Annotated in this window: 12 protein-coding genes and 1 other RNA gene; 8 read left to right on the top strand and 5 right to left on the bottom strand. The window is 48.8% G+C overall.

Going from position 1 to position 17,909, the window contains the following annotated elements:
- Nucleotides 1-357: 357 nt before the first annotated feature.
- The 7 genes from L21SP3_RS09125 to L21SP3_RS09095 all read left to right on the top strand — a co-directional run bounded on the left by L21SP3_RS09125 (nt 358) and on the right by L21SP3_RS09095 (nt 10,333).
- Entirely contained in the window at nt 358-2,073 is a 1,716-nt protein-coding gene (locus tag L21SP3_RS09125; RefSeq protein WP_077540815.1) for a 2-oxoacid:acceptor oxidoreductase subunit alpha, read from the top strand.
- A 10-nt stretch (nt 2,074-2,083) separates the two neighbouring features.
- Nucleotides 2,084-2,935, top strand: a complete 852-nt coding sequence (locus tag L21SP3_RS09120; RefSeq protein ID WP_077540813.1) for a thiamine pyrophosphate-dependent enzyme — start codon at nt 2,084-2,086, stop codon at nt 2,933-2,935.
- Between the two features lie 213 nt (nt 2,936-3,148).
- Nucleotides 3,149-6,070 (top strand): discoidin domain-containing protein, encoded by a 2,922-nt coding sequence (locus L21SP3_RS09115; RefSeq protein ID WP_123785176.1) that lies wholly within the window; start codon nt 3,149-3,151, stop codon nt 6,068-6,070.
- Nucleotides 6,071-6,200: 130 nt separating this feature from the next.
- Entirely contained in the window at nt 6,201-7,238 is a 1,038-nt protein-coding gene (gene lpxD, locus L21SP3_RS09110) for a UDP-3-O-(3-hydroxymyristoyl)glucosamine N-acyltransferase (protein ID WP_077540808.1), read from the top strand.
- A gap of 2 nt (nt 7,239-7,240) precedes the next feature.
- Nucleotides 7,241-8,095: an LpxI family protein gene (locus tag L21SP3_RS09105; protein ID WP_077540806.1), complete on the top strand. Its 855-nt coding sequence runs from the start codon at nt 7,241-7,243 to the stop codon at nt 8,093-8,095.
- Nucleotides 8,096-8,200: 105 nt separating this feature from the next.
- Entirely contained in the window at nt 8,201-9,511 is a 1,311-nt protein-coding gene (hisD, locus tag L21SP3_RS09100) for a histidinol dehydrogenase (protein WP_077540804.1), read from the top strand.
- 24 nt (nt 9,512-9,535) lie between these two features.
- Entirely contained in the window at nt 9,536-10,333 is a 798-nt protein-coding gene (locus tag L21SP3_RS09095) for an ABC transporter ATP-binding protein (RefSeq protein WP_077540802.1), read from the top strand.
- Here L21SP3_RS09095 and L21SP3_RS09090 read toward each other — a convergent pair whose 3' ends face one another.
- From L21SP3_RS09090 to L21SP3_RS09075, 4 genes are read right to left on the bottom strand one after another with little or no spacing between them, the layout of a single operon-like run.
- Complete coding sequence (locus tag L21SP3_RS09090; protein WP_077540800.1) at nt 10,334-11,659, bottom strand: TolC family protein; 1,326 nt, start codon at nt 11,657-11,659, stop codon at nt 10,334-10,336.
- A gap of 15 nt (nt 11,660-11,674) precedes the next feature.
- Nucleotides 11,675-14,713 carry an efflux RND transporter permease subunit gene (locus L21SP3_RS09085; protein WP_077540798.1) on the bottom strand — a complete coding sequence of 1,013 codons (3,039 nt, stop codon included), beginning with the start codon at nt 14,711-14,713 and terminating at the stop codon, nt 11,675-11,677.
- Nucleotides 14,710-15,810 (bottom strand): efflux RND transporter periplasmic adaptor subunit, encoded by a 1,101-nt coding sequence (locus L21SP3_RS09080; RefSeq protein WP_077540797.1) that lies wholly within the window; start codon nt 15,808-15,810, stop codon nt 14,710-14,712. The genes L21SP3_RS09085 and L21SP3_RS09080 overlap by 4 nt, the downstream gene beginning before the upstream one ends.
- Nucleotides 15,811-15,831: 21 nt before the next feature.
- Nucleotides 15,832-16,473 (bottom strand): TetR/AcrR family transcriptional regulator, encoded by a 642-nt coding sequence (locus L21SP3_RS09075; protein WP_077540796.1) that lies wholly within the window; start codon nt 16,471-16,473, stop codon nt 15,832-15,834.
- A gap of 284 nt (nt 16,474-16,757) precedes the next feature.
- On the opposite strand from L21SP3_RS09075, the gene ffs reads away from it, so the two are divergent.
- Nucleotides 16,758-16,855: signal recognition particle sRNA small type (gene ffs, locus L21SP3_RS09070), an RNA gene on the top strand.
- A gap of 22 nt (nt 16,856-16,877) precedes the next feature.
- Here ffs and aroF read toward each other — a convergent pair.
- A complete protein-coding gene (gene aroF, locus L21SP3_RS09065) occupies nt 16,878-17,897 on the bottom strand; it encodes a 3-deoxy-7-phosphoheptulonate synthase (protein ID WP_077540794.1) in 1,020 nt (339 codons plus the stop codon).
- Nucleotides 17,898-17,909: the final 12 nt, after the last annotated feature.

Raw genomic sequence — 17,909 nt, 5'->3', positions numbered from 1 at the left:
CACTCGCCACTTGCCACTTGCCGCTAATCTTCACTAATTCCAATAAAATATCGTTTTTTCGTGGTATAATCCAAATAAAATCTGTGCCATCTGTGAATAATAAAGCAACAAAATATCCTCTTCGTGTGTTTCGAGGCTTCGTGGTAAATAAAAAACACAATTTTTAGGGCAGGGGATTTGTTTAAACCACGAAGCAAAGAAGGCCTGCGAAGAATATTTCCGCTTATATCTGCCAGTTAGAAATTGATTTTTCTTGAACAAAGGGCTTTATAATGCTATATATGGTTAGGAAATATATTATTTGCCCGCTTGTCTATTCTTCAGCGGGCGTTAGTTTAAGCGAAAAGGGGAGAAAAGATGAACGCATTGCGCAGTGAAAACTCAGGTGTGTCTATTGTCTTGTGCGGTCAGGCAGGTCAGGGTATTCAAACGGTAGAGAAGCTTCTCACATCAATTCTCAAGGCCTCGGGCTGGAATGTATTTGCCACTAAGGAGTATATGTCCCGCATCAGGGGCGGAACAAATTCCACGCTCATCCGTGTCGGGTCGAAGCCTGTGCGAGGCTTTATAAACAGGATAGACGTTTTGGCGGCGCTGGACAAAAGCGCAGGCGGCCACCTCGCAAAACGCATCTCACCTGAGACTGTGATAATGGGCGAAAAGGAAGTGCTTTCCGGCTTCGGGGATACAGGCAGCTTCTTTGAGGCCGGCTTCTCGCAGGCAGCGAAAGACCTCGGCGGAAAGGTGTATGCCAACACTGTTGCTGTGGGCGCATTGCTCAGGCTGCTGGGGATCCCTGCGGAGGAGGTAAAAGAGCCCTTGGAGAGATTTTTCGGCGGCAAATCCGATGAGATAATCGAAAAAAACCAGCAGGCACTCCAAAAAGGCTTCGAGATGGCAGAAAAGCCCGCAGAGGATTTCGGTGCAGGGCTTAAGCTTTCCGGCGAGCCGGATGTTCAGGGCAGAATGCTTGTGAACGGGGCTCAGGCGGTCGGGCTGGGAGCTCTTGCGGGCGGATGCAATTTTATATCGTCTTATCCGATGTCTCCCTCAACGGCGGTTCTCGCGTTTCTCGCCCAGAATGGCGGAGGGCTTGGGCTGATAGCAGAGCAGGCCGAGGACGAGATAGCAGCGGTGAATATGGCTGTAGGGGCGTGGTATGCCGGAGCGAGGGCGATGATCACTACCTCCGGCGGGGGCTTTGCCCTTATGAGCGAGGGCGTGAGCCTTGCGGGGATGATGGAGAGCCCGCTTGTGATGCACCTTGCCCAGAGACCGGGGCCTGCTACAGGCCTTCCCACCAGAACCGAGCAGGGCGATCTCGAACTCGCCCTATACTCCGGCCACGGCGAATTCCCGCGGATTATCCTTGCCCCGGGAACGCTCAGCGAGGCCTTCAGCCTTGCGAAAAAGGCCTTCGATACAGCAGATAAGTATCAGGTGCCGGTGATAATCCTTACAGACCAGTACTTTATGGATTCATACTACAACACCGAAACATTCAGCCTTGAGGGGCTGAAAAAAAGCAGTTATATCACAAAAACCGATAAGGACTACCTCCGCTATAAGCTCACTGAAAACGGCATCTCCCCAAGAGGCGTTCCCGGTTTCGGAGAGGGGCTGGTTTGTCAGGACAGCGACGAACACGACCAGCAGGGCAGGATAACAGAAGATCTCGAGCTGAGGGTAAAGATGAACGATAAACGCCTCAAGAAGCTTGAGGCCGCCAAGGCCGAAACTGTGCAGCCGTCTCTTGTTGGCGCGGAGGATTACGAGAATATTATTGTATGCTGGGGCTCGAATTACAATATAGTTAAAGAGGCGATTGAGCTTTCCGGCAGAAGCGATACAGCAATGCTGCATTTCAGTCAGGTGTATCCAGTGCCCGAGAAGGCGATTGAAAAGCTGAAAAGAGCGAAGAAAACGGCCGTTTTGGAGAATAATGCCACAGGGCAGTTTGCCAAACTGCTCAAGCTCCAGCTCGATTTTGAGCCGGATGAGAAGATCCTCAAATACAACGGGATGCCGTTTGCGGCTGATGCGCTTTCAGAAAAGATTAACGAGATGTTTTAAGAGGTGAGAAATGAATGCTGATAAATTTGATATGGGGAATATTGATATTGCGTGGTGCCCCGGGTGCGGGAACTTTTCGATTTTAGACGTGCTGAAGGATTCGCTTGCAGAGCTTGAGATTTCCCCCGAGCAGCTTGTTATGGTTTCGGGAATCGGTCAGGCGGCAAAGATTCCGCATTACCTCAAAGCCAACTTCTTCAACGGCCTGCACGGACGGGCTCTCTCCCCCGCTACAGCGATAAAGGTTAGCAGCCCCTCGCTTACCGTGATAGCTGAAAGCGGCGACGGCGATATGTACGGCGAAGGCGGAAACCACTTTATCCATACAATTCGCCGGAATCCGAATATCACCAATATCGTGCATGATAATATGGTTTACGGGCTTACCAAAGGCCAGGCCTCCCCCACAAGCCGGCCCGGCTTTAAAACCGGCGTTCAGATTAACGGCGTAGTGCTTGAGCCGTTCAACCCGCTTGCCGTGGCGATTGGGCTTGATGCGGGCTTCGCTGCAAGAACGAGCATTACAGACAAAGAGCTTACGAAGGATATAATAAAGCAGGCGGTTAGGCATAATGGCTACGCCCTTGTTGACCTGCTTCAGCCCTGCCCGAGCTTCAATAAGGTGAACAACTATAAGTGGTTTAAGGAAAACACCTACCGCTTAGAAGATACCCACGACCCCTCTGAGAGAGACAGGGCATTCAGCCTCGCCTGCAAGACGGACAAGCTTGCACTTGGTGTATTCTATAAATCACAGAAGCCGAGCTTCGAGGAGAATATCTCCGCCGGCCCGGAACCGCTGCACGAAAAACGCCTTGATACTGATAAGCTCGAATCGCTGATAAAGAGCTTCGCTTCGTAGTTTCAGCGTGCAGAACCATACTGCCTGAGCGTTCATAAATACAGAATGAAATTGCCTCAGATTTATGGCTCTAAATGATAGCTATAGAAACAACAACCCGCAGGGATTGAGAGTGAAGCTTCCGCAGTGCTTACCAGAGACAATTATAAAACAAGAAGCGAATCAATATCTTTACCGAGCAAAGTGAAGAATAATTTAAGTGGAAAAAGAAATATGATAAAACATATCAGCGCAGCTGCAGCATCTTTATTAGTTTTTCTAAGCGTTTCTTTAACAGCTGCCACAGTAAATGTAAATTCATCCAGCGAGGGCAGGACTTTTGACGGCATGGGTGCGTGGAGTTCGGGCGGAAATTCGCGGCTTTTGATTGATTACGAGGAGCCCTGTCGAAGTGATATACTCGATATGCTCTTTAAGCCCAATTTCGGTGCTTCGCTTCAGCATTTCCGTGTGGAGATTGGTTCGAGTTTCAATTCTACCTCCGGTGCTGAACCAAGCCATGCTATTACCAGAGATGAACTTAACGACCCTGTTTCGCGAGGTTATGAATTCTGGCTGATGAAAGAAGCTCAAGACCGCAATCCCAATATTGTATTTGATTGTATGCTCTTTGCTTTTCCATATTGGTTTACCGAGCAGTTTTCTCAGGATACAGCTGATTATATTACGGCGTTTCTTGATGAGGCGAAAAATGAATGGGGAGTGGAGTTAGACTGGATCACGCCGACAAAAACAGAAACAATACGTACCTATGAGGAAATCGAAGAGAATCTTGAGTGGTGCAAAAACACCTTTATCCCTACAATGAACAGAAACAGCTATGACCTTAATATTCTGCTTCTGGATGGAGGCTGGTGGGCTTGGAGAATATTCGAGGTATTCGAATCTCATCCAGAGTATGAATCAATTGTCGATGCCTGCGGCGGACACAATATCGACCAGAAACCTCCCCATGCTCCTTGTTCATACCCTCCTAAGGAAATAATCGACACAGGCAAAAAACTGTGGAGCAGCGGAGATACGGCAGGCCACGGCAGCTGGGGTGCAGCGACAGGAATCGTTGAGCGTATGAACAGGCTCTATATTAAGGGCAGAATAACGAATATGCAGGTTTGGAACGTTGTTGACGGGTGCGCAGAAGGTGTTAACTGGACAAAATCAGGGCTTATTAAAGCAGACCAGCCATGGTCTAATCACTACGAAATATACCCCGCAGTGTGGGGGGTGGCGCATTACACTCAGTTTACCGAAGTTGGCTGGAAATATCTTAATGATGCGTGCGGATATTTATCGGGTTCGGGTAATTATGCCACTTTGAAAGACCCGGATTCTGATAACTGGAGCACTATAATTTACAGCGAAAATCCTGAAACGATAAAGTTTAATTTGACGGGGGTTTCAGCTGATACCGTTCATGTCTGGAGAACAACTTCAAGCAGTTATTTTGTAAAGCTTGAGGATATTAAAGTAACAGGCAGCAGCTTTACTTTGAATACAACTGCTGATGCGATGTATTCCATAACCACGACTGCCGGACAGCAAAAGGGACAGCCCGCTCACGAAGTACCTTCTTACGAGACCTTCCCTATGCCTTACAGTGAGGATTTTGAGAATTACGAAATTGGAGCGACAGCGAAGTATTTATCGGATATGCAGGGTACATTTGAGACAGCAGAGTGCAAAGGAGACAGAGAAGGGCTGTGTTTAGAGCAAATTGTACCGGAGGTAAATGAGACTTATTTATGGTGGCCCCAGGTGAATCCCTCAGCCGCAATGTCGCTGTTCGGTGAGATGAGCTGGAGGGATTACGAGTTAAACGCAGATATCTATATTGAAGATGGTTTTGTTTATATTGGAGGCAGGAAGGGCGATCATCAGGTTAAGAGCGGGTACTGTTTTGTGATAAATAAACAGGGCGACTGGAAGATAACTTACGATGACGTGGCTGCTGATGAGAGTGTTATTGAAAGCGGCAGTGTTAGCGGGTTTGACGGCAGTAAATGGCATAATCTGAAAATTCGGTTTATCAACGACGAAATAAGAACTTATCTCGATTCAAAGAAGATCTGTGAGATAGAAGATTCAAGACGAAAGGCCGGGCAGTGCTGTTTTGGAAGCAGTTTTGATCTTAACCAGTTTGATAATTTGATTGTAAAACCAATCGGCAGATGGTCGATGGTGGATGAAAAGGCCTCGAGCGTTTACAGCTGGGGGTGGAATTCTTTTAATAACAGCGAGCTTTTCGGCGGCAGTGCCGTGTATAATGATCAGATCGGAGAGATGATGAGCTTCAGCTTTCTCGGCCAAGGTTTCAGAATTTTCGGGTCTAAAAGAACGGACGGAGGCATAGCGGATATATACCTCGGACAGCAAAAAATTGACAGTGTGGACTGTTATAACCCGGACAGAGAAATGCATACTCTTTTGTATGTGTCCGATGACCTGAGCTTTGGTTATCACAATGCGGGAGTGCTTGTTTCCGAACAGAAAAATCCGTCAAGCAGCAGTAATATGCTGGTTATAGATGCATTTGCCAAAACTGAAATCCCAAAGCCGGTCAGGCCAGAGCCAAAATTAAATCTGGCACTTGGAGCCGTCGCAAGCGCCTCGAGCAGCTGGGGCGTGGGTTATGGGGCTGAAGAAGTAAATGACGGAGATTCCCAGAGCCGGTGGAACTCGGGAGTTGGAGATGTGAGCAATTCTTGGCTGTTATTTGAATTCCCCGAGAAGATTACATTTGGAAAGACCGTGATAAAGGAATTCAGAGAACGGATCGTGAGTTACAAAATTCAGTATTATAACAATGGCTGGAAAGACGCTTTCACAGGAGGATATATCAATTCTGAAAAGACGGATATTTTCGAGCCTGTATCATCTGACAAAGTTCGCCTGCTGTTTACCAGCGCCGAAACTGTGCCAAGTATTTATGAATTTGAAATCTATGCCCCGCAGGCAGATTTAGATAATGACGGGCAGTTGAATTTGGATGACCTTGAATTTTTGGCAGCTAAATGGCTCAGAGATGTGTGTTCAACTTATTATGACTGTTATAATGCTGATCTGAATAGTGATGAAACAGTGAATTTTCAAGATTTTGCCGAATTCGAAAAGGCAAAGCTTAAAGCTGAGCTTTAAGGCTAATATCTCCGCCGGGCCTGCCACGCTGCACGAAAATGAGCGGTGCAGTGTGCGCTGAATTGCTTGAAAATTTGGTTAAACAGTATATACTATTTGCACTGCAAAAATTAATTTATGGAAAAGCTATATGCAAAAATATACGGTTCAGCAGCTTGCAGACCGTTTCGGCTGCGAGGTAAGAGGCGATCCTGAAACTATCATACATACAGCCGCTCCGATACAGGAGGCGGGCGAGGGTGCGGTTACGTTCCTCTCGAACAGAAAATATTTCAAATTTCTTAAAGATACAAAGGCCGATGCAGTTATCCTCGAGGAGGAATTGGAAACAAACGCAAGGGCTCAGCTTATATGCAGTTCGCCATATTATGCCTTCTGCAGGATTGTTGAGTTTATTTTCGGCCACAGAAAACACCGAGCCCCGTCAATCAGCGAGAGAGCGTTTATAAGCGAATCGGCGGAAATAGGCTCTGGCTGCACGATTTACGAAAACGTATTCATCGATGAAAACGCCGTCATAGGCGAGGGCTGCGTGCTGTATCCCGGTGCGTTTGTGGGCAGGGAAACACAGCTGGGCGAAGGCTGCATCCTCTACCCGAACGCTGTTGTCTTTGAGGAATGCCGGATAGGCAGCCGGGTAATCCTGCAATCGAACTGCTCTGTAGGGCAGGACGGCTTCGGGTTCGCTGAGAATGACGGCTTCCACCACAAGATCCCGCATATCAAAAGCGTCATCCTCGGTGATGATGTGGAAATAGGAGCGAACTCAGCTGTAGAGCGTGGTTCGCTGAGGGATACGACAATCGGCGACTGCGCAAAAATCGGCGACTGCGTGGTTATCGGCCATGGCGCTCGAATCGGACGCGGGTGTATGCTTGTCCCTCAGGTTGGGATTGCCGGCACGGCCGAGCTCGGGCAGTACTGCGTTTTAGGCGGTCAGTCTGCGGTAGTTGGGCATATTAAAGTTGGCAATCAAGTTATGGTTGGCGGGAAATCTGCAATAATGGACGATATTCCGGACGGCAAACGAGTTATAGGTCAGCCGGCATTAGAAGAAAACGAAGCAAAGAGAATGTATGTCTCGCTTCCAAAAGTGCCAAAGATGCGCAAACAGATAAGGCAGCTTGAGAAACGAATAAAAGCCCTCGAGGCCGGCAGGGAGGAGTAAAGTTGGCAGGCAGCTTGCCAGATGAATCTGTTGTAGGACTGATTGCGGGGCAGGGAAGGCTTCCTTTCAATGTAGCCGAGGGTATTAGCAAAGCAGGCAAAAAGACGGCCTGCGTGGCTATTGCGGGCAATGCCGAACCGGAGCTTGCGGATTTTTGCGATTTTTACAGGCCTGTCCCGATAAGCAGGCTCGGGGCTTGGATAAAATGGCTCAGGCGATTCGGGGCCAGAGAAACGATAATGGTTGGCAGAGTGGCCAAGGCAGACCTTCACAAAGCGGGGATACTAAACCTTGTGCTTTCGTACCTGCCGGACTGGCGCGTGCTGAGAATCACTGCCAAAATTCTCCGCTCAGACTGGCAGGATGATACAGTTTTGAGTGCAATTGCCGATGAACTTCAAACCGGAGGGATTACCTTGATAGATTCCACACAATACAGCAGAGAACATCTCGCAGATAGCGGCGTTATGACCCGAACAAAGCCTGGCGACAGGATGATGGGCGATATCGAATACGGCTGGAATATCGTCAAAAAGCTCGGGGAGTTTGATGTGGGGCAGGCGATCGCCGTGAAGAACAAAGAGGTGATAGCTGTGGAGGCGATAGAAGGCACGGCCGAGATGATTGACCGGGCGGGCAAATTCTGCCGCAGCGGAGGCTGGACACTGATAAAAACCGCAAAACCCGGGCAGGATATGAGATTTGATGTGCCATGCATCGGGGCGGATACCATAAAATCCCTGAAGACAAACAAAGCAGGATGCGTGGTAGTAGAAGCGGGCAAGACATTCATAATCGATAAGCCCGAAACACTCGCCATGGCTGACAAATTAAAAATCCCCGTGTACGGGCATTGAGGTTTGGTAATGTTTCACAAGATTGCGCCGAATCCGTTTGTTATAATCGGTGTATTTTACCCGCCAGTTGACAAGTAAAAGAAAATACAGTGGGAGTAGATAATTATGTATAACTTCAGCAGCATACTTACAAGCTGGAAAGACAGCGATTTTGATGATAAGCTCGCAAGGCTTCGAAGAGAGCATTCAATGACCGAATACCTCCTTCACAATCAGGACATCGCGGGACGGGTGCGTGATGTGGTTATGGATGTTGGCAGACGGGGCGATAAAGCGGTATGCGAATATACCGAGCGGTTTGATAATATACGTTTCGAGCCCTCGGAGCTTCGCGTGTCTGAGGAGGCGATGCACGTTTCGCATGAGCATCTGCCCGAGTCTCTTCTGCATAGTATGCGTCGGAGCATAGAGAACGTTCGTGATTATCAGAGCCGCATTTTTGTTGGCAGCTGCTCGCAGGAAGGGACAGTTAAATACACCCCGCTCAAGCGGGCGGGGCTTTGCATCCCGGGCGCAAGCGCTCCGCTTCCTTCCACAGTAATAATGACAGCAGTTCCAGCTATTGCAGCGGGGGTGGAGCAGATAGCTGTAATCTCGCCGCCGAGGTTCGAGGGTTCGATTCATCCGGTAATCCTCGGGCTCTGCTGGGAGCTTGGAATCAGCGAGGTTTACCGTATTGGCGGGGCTCAGGCTGTGGCGGCGCTTGCCTGGGGCACTGAAACCATACCGAAGGTGGATAAGATTGCCGGTCCGGGCAATGATTACGTGCAGCTTGCAAAAAAGGAGGTTTTCGGGCTTGTGGATATGGATTCGTTTGCCGGCCCTAGCGATGTTTTGATTATGGCAGATGAGAATGCAAATCCCAGCTGGATAGCTGCTGATATGCTCAGCCAGGCAGAGCACAATCCGGGAGCGGGAATCGTTGTAACTTACAGCGAGAGCCTTGCCAGAGAGGTTGTAAGTGAGGTTGAGGCTCAGTGCAGCAGGCTCTCGAGAAGCAGCGAAACAGCCGAATGCCTTGAGAAATACAGCGCTGTTGTGGTGGTGGAGGATGAGAAGGCCGTTATAGATTTTGCGAACAACTTTGCAGCTGAGCATCTCGAGGTGCAGTTTGGCCGGAGGAGCAGGGAGATTGCAGAAAAAATCCAAAACGCAGGGGCAATTTTCGTTGGCCCATACAGCCCCGTAGCAGCGGGCGATTATTTTGCCGGCCCGAGCCACACACTGCCAACACGTCAGAGCTCCAAATACTTCTCGCCGCTTTCAAGCAATGATTTTGTGAAATCCTCGAGCATTATAGATTTTTCAGAAAAGATGCTGAGCGAGGGGGCGGATGATATAATCCGCCTTGCTGAGATTGAGGGTCTCGATGCGCATGCCAAGAGCGTTAAAATCAGGCTTGGCAAGGCAGATTAAACTTACAGCTCATCAAAGGAAAAGATGGAACTGAAAGCAGAAAACATCAGCTTTTACTACGGCAGCTGGAATATTATAGACAGCCTCAGCTTTGCCCTGCCCGCAGGGGGCTTTATGAGCATAACCGGCCCGAACGGGTCAGGCAAAAGCACTTTGATGAAGCTGATTATGGGTTTTCTTACGCCCGCTGAGGGCTGTTTCTTCTGCGGGGGCGAAAGCCTTTCGGGAAAGAGGGTTGAGCAAATAGCCGGCAGGATAGCGTATGTCCCGCAGGAGTATGTGCCTGCTTTCGGATATACCGTTTTCGAGACAGTTCTGATGGGCAGAACAAGCAGTTTCGATCGATTCGGCTTTGAATCGCCTGAAGACAGAGATGTTGCTATGCATATGCTCGAGATCACCGAAACCAACCACCTTGTAAACCGCCCGCTCGACAAGATAAGCGGGGGCGAGAGGCAGAGGGTGTTCATAGCCCGAGCTCTTGCGAGAAAGACGCCCGTTCTCCTGCTGGACGAGCCCACAAGCTTTCTTGATATGCGCCATCAGGTGGGAATTTTTGATATCCTCAAGCGGCTTCAGGTTGAGGAGGACAAAACCATAGCGGTGATAATGCACGATATAAACCTTGCGATTCAGTATGCAGACTATTCGCTTATGTTCGACGGCTGGGGCGGGATAAAGATTGATTCGCCTGAAAACCTCTTCACAGAAGAAAACATCAGAAACAGCTATCAGGTTGAAACCATAAAGGCCAGCCGAGACGGGATACCAATCTTTATACCGGCCGGCCGGCTCTCCCGAAGCAGCCGCCTGAAGGAATAATTATTCAAACTGCTTTAGGATCTCTCCTGTTTGAGAGCTCAGCTCGACAAGCGATATTCTGTACTGAATCTTTGATGCCTCTAAAGCGCCAGCAGCATTCACCATATCGGTCTGCGCCTCATTGAGCCTCGTAAGAGAAACTGCCCCTGCTTTGTAGCTCTTTTCCACATCATCTCTAATCTTTTTTGTGAGCTCATATATCTTTTTGTTTCGAAGGCAGGTTTGATAATTTATCTCGGCCGTTTCCGCTGCCTGCCTCACAGAAGACTGAATCGAGAGCACCTTGAGGGTTTTCTGCTGTTTTAGCCGGCTGAGCTCAGAGCGTGCCTGATTCACTCTGCCCGTTCTTGCGCCGCCTGTATAAAGCTGCCATACTGCATTCACTCCGATGTAGGAGGTGTATTCATCCTGATCGTAGTCGCCGGCGTTTGTCTTTGAATAATCCACTCCCGCCACAAGTGCTATCTCAGGTGCAAACTCAGATTTTTGTTTTTTGATATTCTGCCTGCCTGCCTCGATCTGATAATCAATCGCCTCAAGATCCGGCCTTGATCTTAAAGACTCAGCTATAAGCTTTTCGGTATTGAGCTTTTTTGATTTCACTTCTTTTCCTGAACGAATGGGGTACATCTTTTCGGGCAGCTCAGAACCCGGTACAGCAAGCAGTTCAGCCAGGGCAGCCGCTATCACTCTGAAATTCTTCTTCGCCTGCAGAAAATCTGTTTCAGCCTTGAGCGCCTTCACTGAGAAATTCATCGCCTCGGAAGCGGCTATGGTTTGTGCGGCTAATTTTTTCTCAGCATCTTCTTCAAGCAGTTTGTTGAAGTTTCTGTTCTGCCTTGCAATCACCATATTCTCAACAGCAAGCTGGGCTCTGAAAAAAGCCGAGCTCACAGCCTCAAGCAACAGCCTCTTTGTATCGTAGAGCTTTTGAGACTGACTCTTGGAATAGCTTTTCGATTCAAGTATTGAGGCCTTCCTGCCGAATCCGTCGAACAGGAGAAAGCTTGCTTCAAGGCTCAGTGATTTTTCATTGAAGGCCTCACGCTGATGGGTGTATGGAGCCCAGCCGGGCTCTTCGGCTGAATTGAGAGCCTGATATCCCGCCCCGCCCTTTACGGAGGGGTAGTTTGAGGCCTTTGCCTGCTTAACGATTGCCTCAGCAGCCTTGATTCTCTCAAGGGCTGCATCAATCTGAGGGTTATTCTCCAAGGCGATTTTGCAGGCCTTTTCGATGGTGAGGCTGCCTGCCGGAAGCTCAAAATCTGCCTCTCCCGCAAAGAGCGAGGCTGTTAGAATCACAATTGCTGAGATTTTTATTTTCATAATATTACCTGTCAATTACAGTTTACTTTCATCAGTCTTTATTCTGTAGAATATGCAGTACTGCACTGGCACAAGGATAAGCGTCAGGAATGTAGCGGCGAAAAGCCCGCTCATTATAGTCGCTGCCATACCTGAATACAGCGGCTGAGGCACGAGCGGTGCCATTCCGAGAATTGTAGTTCCGGCTGCCATTATCACGGGTCTGAAACGGCTTACAGAAGAATCCAGCACAGCTTTGTAGGGCTCTTTGCCTGAGTTGAGGTCTATCTCTATCTGATCAATAAGGACGATTGCGTTCTTGATGAGCATTCCTGAAAGCCCGAGAAAGCCGAGAATCGCCATAAAGCCAAACGGCACATTCATCAGATACAGCCCTGTACCTATCCCTATAACCGAAAGCGGTATAGTTAGAAATATAATCAGCGGCTTTCTAACCGAGTTGAAGATCCAAACCACGATCACAAACATTCCGAGCATACAAAGCGGAAACGCCTTTTTGAGCGGGTTCTGGGCCTCTTGCGTGCTGTCGTATTCGCCTTCCCATTCAAGGCTGTAACCCGGGGGCAGTTCGATCGCTTCTATTTTCTCTGCAATCTCCTGCCTGAGGGCTTCAGTGTTGCCCGAAGCATTGCACTGGGCTTTTACGCTTTTCTGCCTGTTGAATCGCTCGATAATAGGCCATTCCCATTCCGGCTTAATCTCAGTTACCACCTGCCTTATCGGGAAATAGCTTTTGGCAGTGGAGCTCCATACCTGAACCTTTTCTATATTCTCCGCTGAAACTCTCTGGTCTTCTGGAGGTCTGGAGAGGATCGGGATAAGCTCATCCCTCTCGCGGTACAGCCCCACTCTAAGCCCGTTGAAGTTCCACTGCAGAGAGCTGGCCAGATCGCTCCTGCTCACACCGATGCGGTGTGCCTGATTTTCCGAAAATTCAGGCCTTATCACCTGCACCCTCTGACGCCAGTCTTTACGGATATTTTTTGCTCCTGCGCTCTCCCGCATCACTTCAACTGCCTTGTCCGCAAGCCTGTGGAGGACTTTCGGGTCTTTCCCGCGGAATCTGGCTTCTATCTTATAGGGAACTGTCGGGCCTGTCCCGATTTTCTGCACCATCGGATCAGCATTCGGAAAATTATCCACCAGATACTTCTTCACCTCTTCCTTAAGCCGGTCAATTTTCTTGTAGTCATCCACTTCCACAAGAAGCTGGCCGTAGCTTGAGTTTGGGGTTTGATATTCGTAAGAAAGGATGAATCTCAGAGTTCCCTCACCTGCAAATGTGCTTACATTTTCAACCCCGTCTATTGTGGATATGTATTTCTCAATAACACGCATATCTTCGGAAGTCCGATTAATGTGAGTTCCCTCAGGTTTCCAGAAGTTTACGTAGAAGTAGGGCTTTGTGGAATCCGGAAAGAAAGATTGAGAAACTTTACCCATAAAATACAGACCGCCTGCAAGGGCAAGTCCTGCAGCGGCCAGAGTAAGCCAGCGATACTTTATCGCGGCATGTAGTAAACGTCTGTACCTTCTGTACATCGGCCTGCTGTATGGATCGAAGCCTTCCTCAGTGTTTGGAATTCTAAGAAACCAGATGCAGAAAAGCGGTGTAGCTGTAACAGCAAGCACCCAGCTTATCGAAAGCGAAAGCGCCATTACATAAAAAAGGCTCCTGCAGAATTCTCCCACGCTGCCCGGGGCAAATCCGATAGCGGTAAATGCGAGTATTGCCACAAGGGTTGCCCCGAGAAGCGGCATGCCGGCAGTACGCACCATATCAACTGCAGCCTCTTCACGCCTCTCGCCTTTTTCAACCTTCACGAGAATGCCGTCTGCTACAACGATTGCATTATCCACGAGCATACCGAGAGAGAGAATCAAAGCACCCAGCGAGATCTTCTGAAGGTCTATATCCATCAAATACATCCCGAGAAATGTGCAGAGAATTGTCATCAGCAGTATCACGCCTATCAGAAGGCCGCTCTGCCAGCCCATGAAAATCATCAGAAGAATGATTACAATCGCTACAGCCTCAGCAAGATTCAGCAGGAATGTGTTCACCGCTTCGTTTACGATTTTGCTCTGGTAGTATATTCTGTGAAGCTCGATTCCTTCGGGGCGTTCGGATTTGAGGGCCTTTAATTTTTCCGCAACGGCCTTGCCCATATTAACAACGTTCCCGCCGTCAACGGTGGATATCCCGAATCCAATAGCCTTCTCTCCGTTGAAACGCATCATATTTCCTGGCGGGTCGATGTATCCGCGTTTTACCTCGCAGATATCCGAAAGCTTAACGAGACTTTCGGCTCCGCCTATGAGAAGATCCTCAATCGCCTCAACGCTCTGAAATTCTCCCGTCGGCGTTATTCGTACATACTCCCCGTCGATTTCCACCTTCCCGCTTCTTTCAACGAGATTCTGCGACTGAAGAGTGCCGTATATCTGCTCGGGGGTTATCCCGAGTTCTGAGAGCTTTGCCCTGTCGAACTCTGCATAGAGAACTTCCTGCTGTGTCCCCCAGAATTCAATCTTTGCAACATCCCTGCACAGAAGCAGCTCTGTTTTCAGCTGGTCTGCATAATCCTTCAGCTCAGCGTATGTTTTGTCTTCGCCTGTGATTGCGAAAAACAGGCCGTAAACATCGCCGAAATCATCATTTACTACCGAATGTCCTGCCCCGGGCGGGAGCTCGGGCTGTGAGTCTGCAATTTTTTTTCGCAGCTCATCCCATATCTGCGGGAGCTGCTCATGGGTGTAGGTGTCTTTCATATCAACATACACCACCGAGAGCCCCTCTCGGCTGGTGGAGTAAATCTCCTTTACTTCTCCCATCTCCTGAATCGCCTCTTCTATCACGTCTGTTACCTCCTGCTCCACTTCCGAAGGCGAAGCGCCGGGGTAAAGCGTTGATACAAGAGCAGTCTTTATTGTGAAGGTAGGGTCTTCAAGACGCCCGATCCGCTGATATGAGAGGATCCCTGCGCCTGTGAAGAGGATAATCAGCACCACCATAACTGTTCTTCTGCGAAGGGCGAATGCTGCTAAATTCATCTTACCTCCGAGCGGGCTGAACTGTCAGTGTTATCTGCGGATTTGGTATTGCGAAGCTCTGTGTCTTCTGTAATAAAATCAGCTCCTTTTGTTACGATAATCTCGCCGCCTTTAAGGCCGCTTTCTATTACCACTTTAGATGATCCGTAGAGCCTTCCGGACTGAACCTCTTTCTTGGAGGCTTTTCCGTTTTCTTCGCTGTAAATCCAAACTGCGCTTCTGTTATCCCCGAGGCTTACAACCGCGCCGGCAGGGACTAAAGTTTTGCCTGTCTGCGAGTTTGTTCTCAGGCTCAGCTCAGCTGTCATTCCAGGAAGAAGCTGGCTGCCCTCTGGATCGAGTATGAAGGTGAGCTGATACGTTCTTGTCCTGTTCGAAGCAGACGTGTTCCATTCTGAAAGCGATGCGCTGAAGAGCTTTTCGCCGAAAGCGGGAAATTTAACGCTCGCCTCTTTGCCCCTTTCGAGCTCATAGTTTACAATCTCATTCTCCGGAACGTTGATATCCACCTCAAGCTTCGAGATATCCTGCATAGCCATAACCACCTGCCCCTTCTGAATCATCTCGTGATTCTCTGCGAACTGCTCTGTGATTACCCCGTCGTATGGGGCGGTAAGCGAGGCATCCTCAAGCTTATGCCTTGCGATTTGGAGCTGAGCCTGCGTACTCCGGATAGAGGCCTCTGCAATATCATAAGCGCTTTTGGCGGCATCGTAATCTGCCTTTGGTATCACGTTTTGGGAAAACAGTCTTTTCGCCCTGTCGTAATCGAGCTTTGCCTTGTTTTTTTCTGCCTTTGCCCGTTCCAAATTTGCTTCTAATTCGTTAATGCTGTCTTTGTAGTCTCTGGGGTCTATCTGCATAAGCAGCTCGCCCTTTTTTAACCTGTCTCCCGGGGCAGCCTCCACCTTCACAAGAGGCCCGGAAACCCTGAAAGAGAGCCTCGTGTTCTCGCAGGGTTTTACTGTGCCCGGATAACTGTTCCCCGTGTCCAATTCCAGCTTCTGAACTTCTGCAAGCTCCACATTACGGATTTCCTGAGCAAAAAGCACTGCCGCAGATACCAGAATTGTTACTAATATATACTTTGCCTTCATTTTTTCCCCAAGTTAGGTTTTTTATTTATCGGAAGGAAGACCCATTGCGCACTGGGTCTGGTATGTAATAACATCTTCAAGATAGTTCAAATATTCTTCTGAATACTCGTCTTTACCAAGCTTGTCCTTGATTGATTTGCTGTAATCAGCGTGGAAATAAACAGGTATTCCCATAAGCAGGGCATGCTGAAAGGCCTTCTCGTCGGTAAGAGAGGGCTTTACCTTCTTGAAAAATGCCTTAAGAGCAGTCAGCTCGGGGTCTATCATTTCCCTCTGGACGATATCCTTCAAACGCCATTCGGTTTGGAGTACCTGAAATACCGCTCTTGAATGCCATACGGGATTCTCGCTTCGAAACATATTGTCTATGTTTCTTCTTACAAGCTTGCGTATCATCTTGGCCTGAGAATCCTTTGTCTCCAGCTCGCCTCCCTCTTTGAGTACATTTCGAAGGAGGTGTCTTTTCTTTTCGATCACCTCATGCACAACCGCCTCAAGCAGCTTGTCCTTGCTTCCGAAGTGGTAGTGTATCGTTCCAATGTTCTCTCCCGAAAGCCTTGCAATGCCCCTTGTGGTTACATTCGGGAAGCCTACCCTTGCCGCAAGTTCGCCTGCGGAATTGATAAGATTTTGTACTGTTAATTTGCTTGTAGAGTATCTCATTTTTTACCTCGAATTAGTTTGGTCGTCCGGACAAATTTATTCGAACGTTCAACTTTGTCAACCTTAATTATTGTTTTGGAGGAGTCTATTATATTGGCGAGGCCGTTAAGCAAGCATTCAGACCGCTGTAGCAAGCAGAAATTTGAGCAGAATTGCGTTTATAAAACTCTGTCATACAGAGATTTACTGAACAGGGTAGAGGCAAAGTATGCGGGGATTTGTAATTTATTTTTGATGGCGGTTGAAATTTAAACAGATTTAGTGTATAATGAGTCGTTCATTTGTGTCGGGTCCCATGCAAGCTTCGGGACGTGAACCTGGTCAGGCGGGGAACCGAGCAGCCATAAGCGCTTCCGGGCTGTGCGTGGTAAACCCGACACCTTTTATTAAAGGCTCAATTTATTCTAAACAGACCTGCCGAGCGTTTCCGCAATTTTTGTTACAGACTGCACCATTTCCTTCAGAGCATTTGGCGTTATAGACTGCGCCCCGTCGCTGAGGGCGTGTTCGGGGTCTAAATGGCATTCCACCAGCAGTCCGTCCGCCCCCGCTGCAACTGCGGCTCTGCACATTGGCGCAACCATATACGAATGTCCCGTTCCGTGGGAGGGATCAACCACTATCGGCAGATGCGTTCTTTCATTCAGGGCCGGTATGGATGCAAGAGGCAGGGTATTGCGAACGTACTCCTCATACGTGCGTATCCCGCGTTCGCACATAATAACCTGCTTATTGCCTGCATTTATGATATATTCAGCGGCAAGCAGGAATTCATCCAGCCTTGAGCATAGGCCTCTTTTCAGCAGAACAGGCTTATTCACCTTGCCCAAAGCTTCGAGCAGGGGGTAATGCTGCATATTTCTCGCCCCAACCTGCAAAACATCTGCCGTCTGGGCTACTGCATCTACATTATCAAGGCTCACCACTTCAGTAACAATCGCAAGCCCTGTTTTTTCTCTTGCCTTGGCGAGGATCTCGAGTCCTTCATATTTCATCCCTTGGAAGCTGTAAGGGCTTGTTCTGGGTTTGAATGCTCCGCCTCTAAGCCCGATGCAGCCGGCTTCTTTCACCTTTTCAGCGGTTTTCAGCACCTGATCGAGGTCTTCCACAGCACAAGGCCCTGCTATAACACCCACTTTACTGCCCCCGAGCGGGAATTTTTCAGGTCCGATCCTGATCGCCGTTTTCTCCTTCACCACCTCCCTTGAGGCGAGCTTGTACGGAGCGAGAATCGGAACCACCTTTTCCACGTTTCCGGCGTTCTCTATAGCACTCTTTTCAACGTGCCTTTTATCGCCGATGCAGGCGATAACAGTCCTGTCAGTTCCGTATATAATATTTTCTTTCAGGCCGAAGTCGTTTACAAGCTTTACTACGTGCTTAACATCCTCATTCGATGCCTGCGGCTTCATTACAACGATCATACAATTTCCTCT

Source organism: Sedimentisphaera cyanobacteriorum, assembly GCF_001997385.1.
Classification (GTDB): Bacteria; Planctomycetota; Phycisphaerae; order Sedimentisphaerales; family Sedimentisphaeraceae; genus Sedimentisphaera; species Sedimentisphaera cyanobacteriorum.
This window is presented reverse-complemented; position numbering and strand designations above follow the sequence as displayed.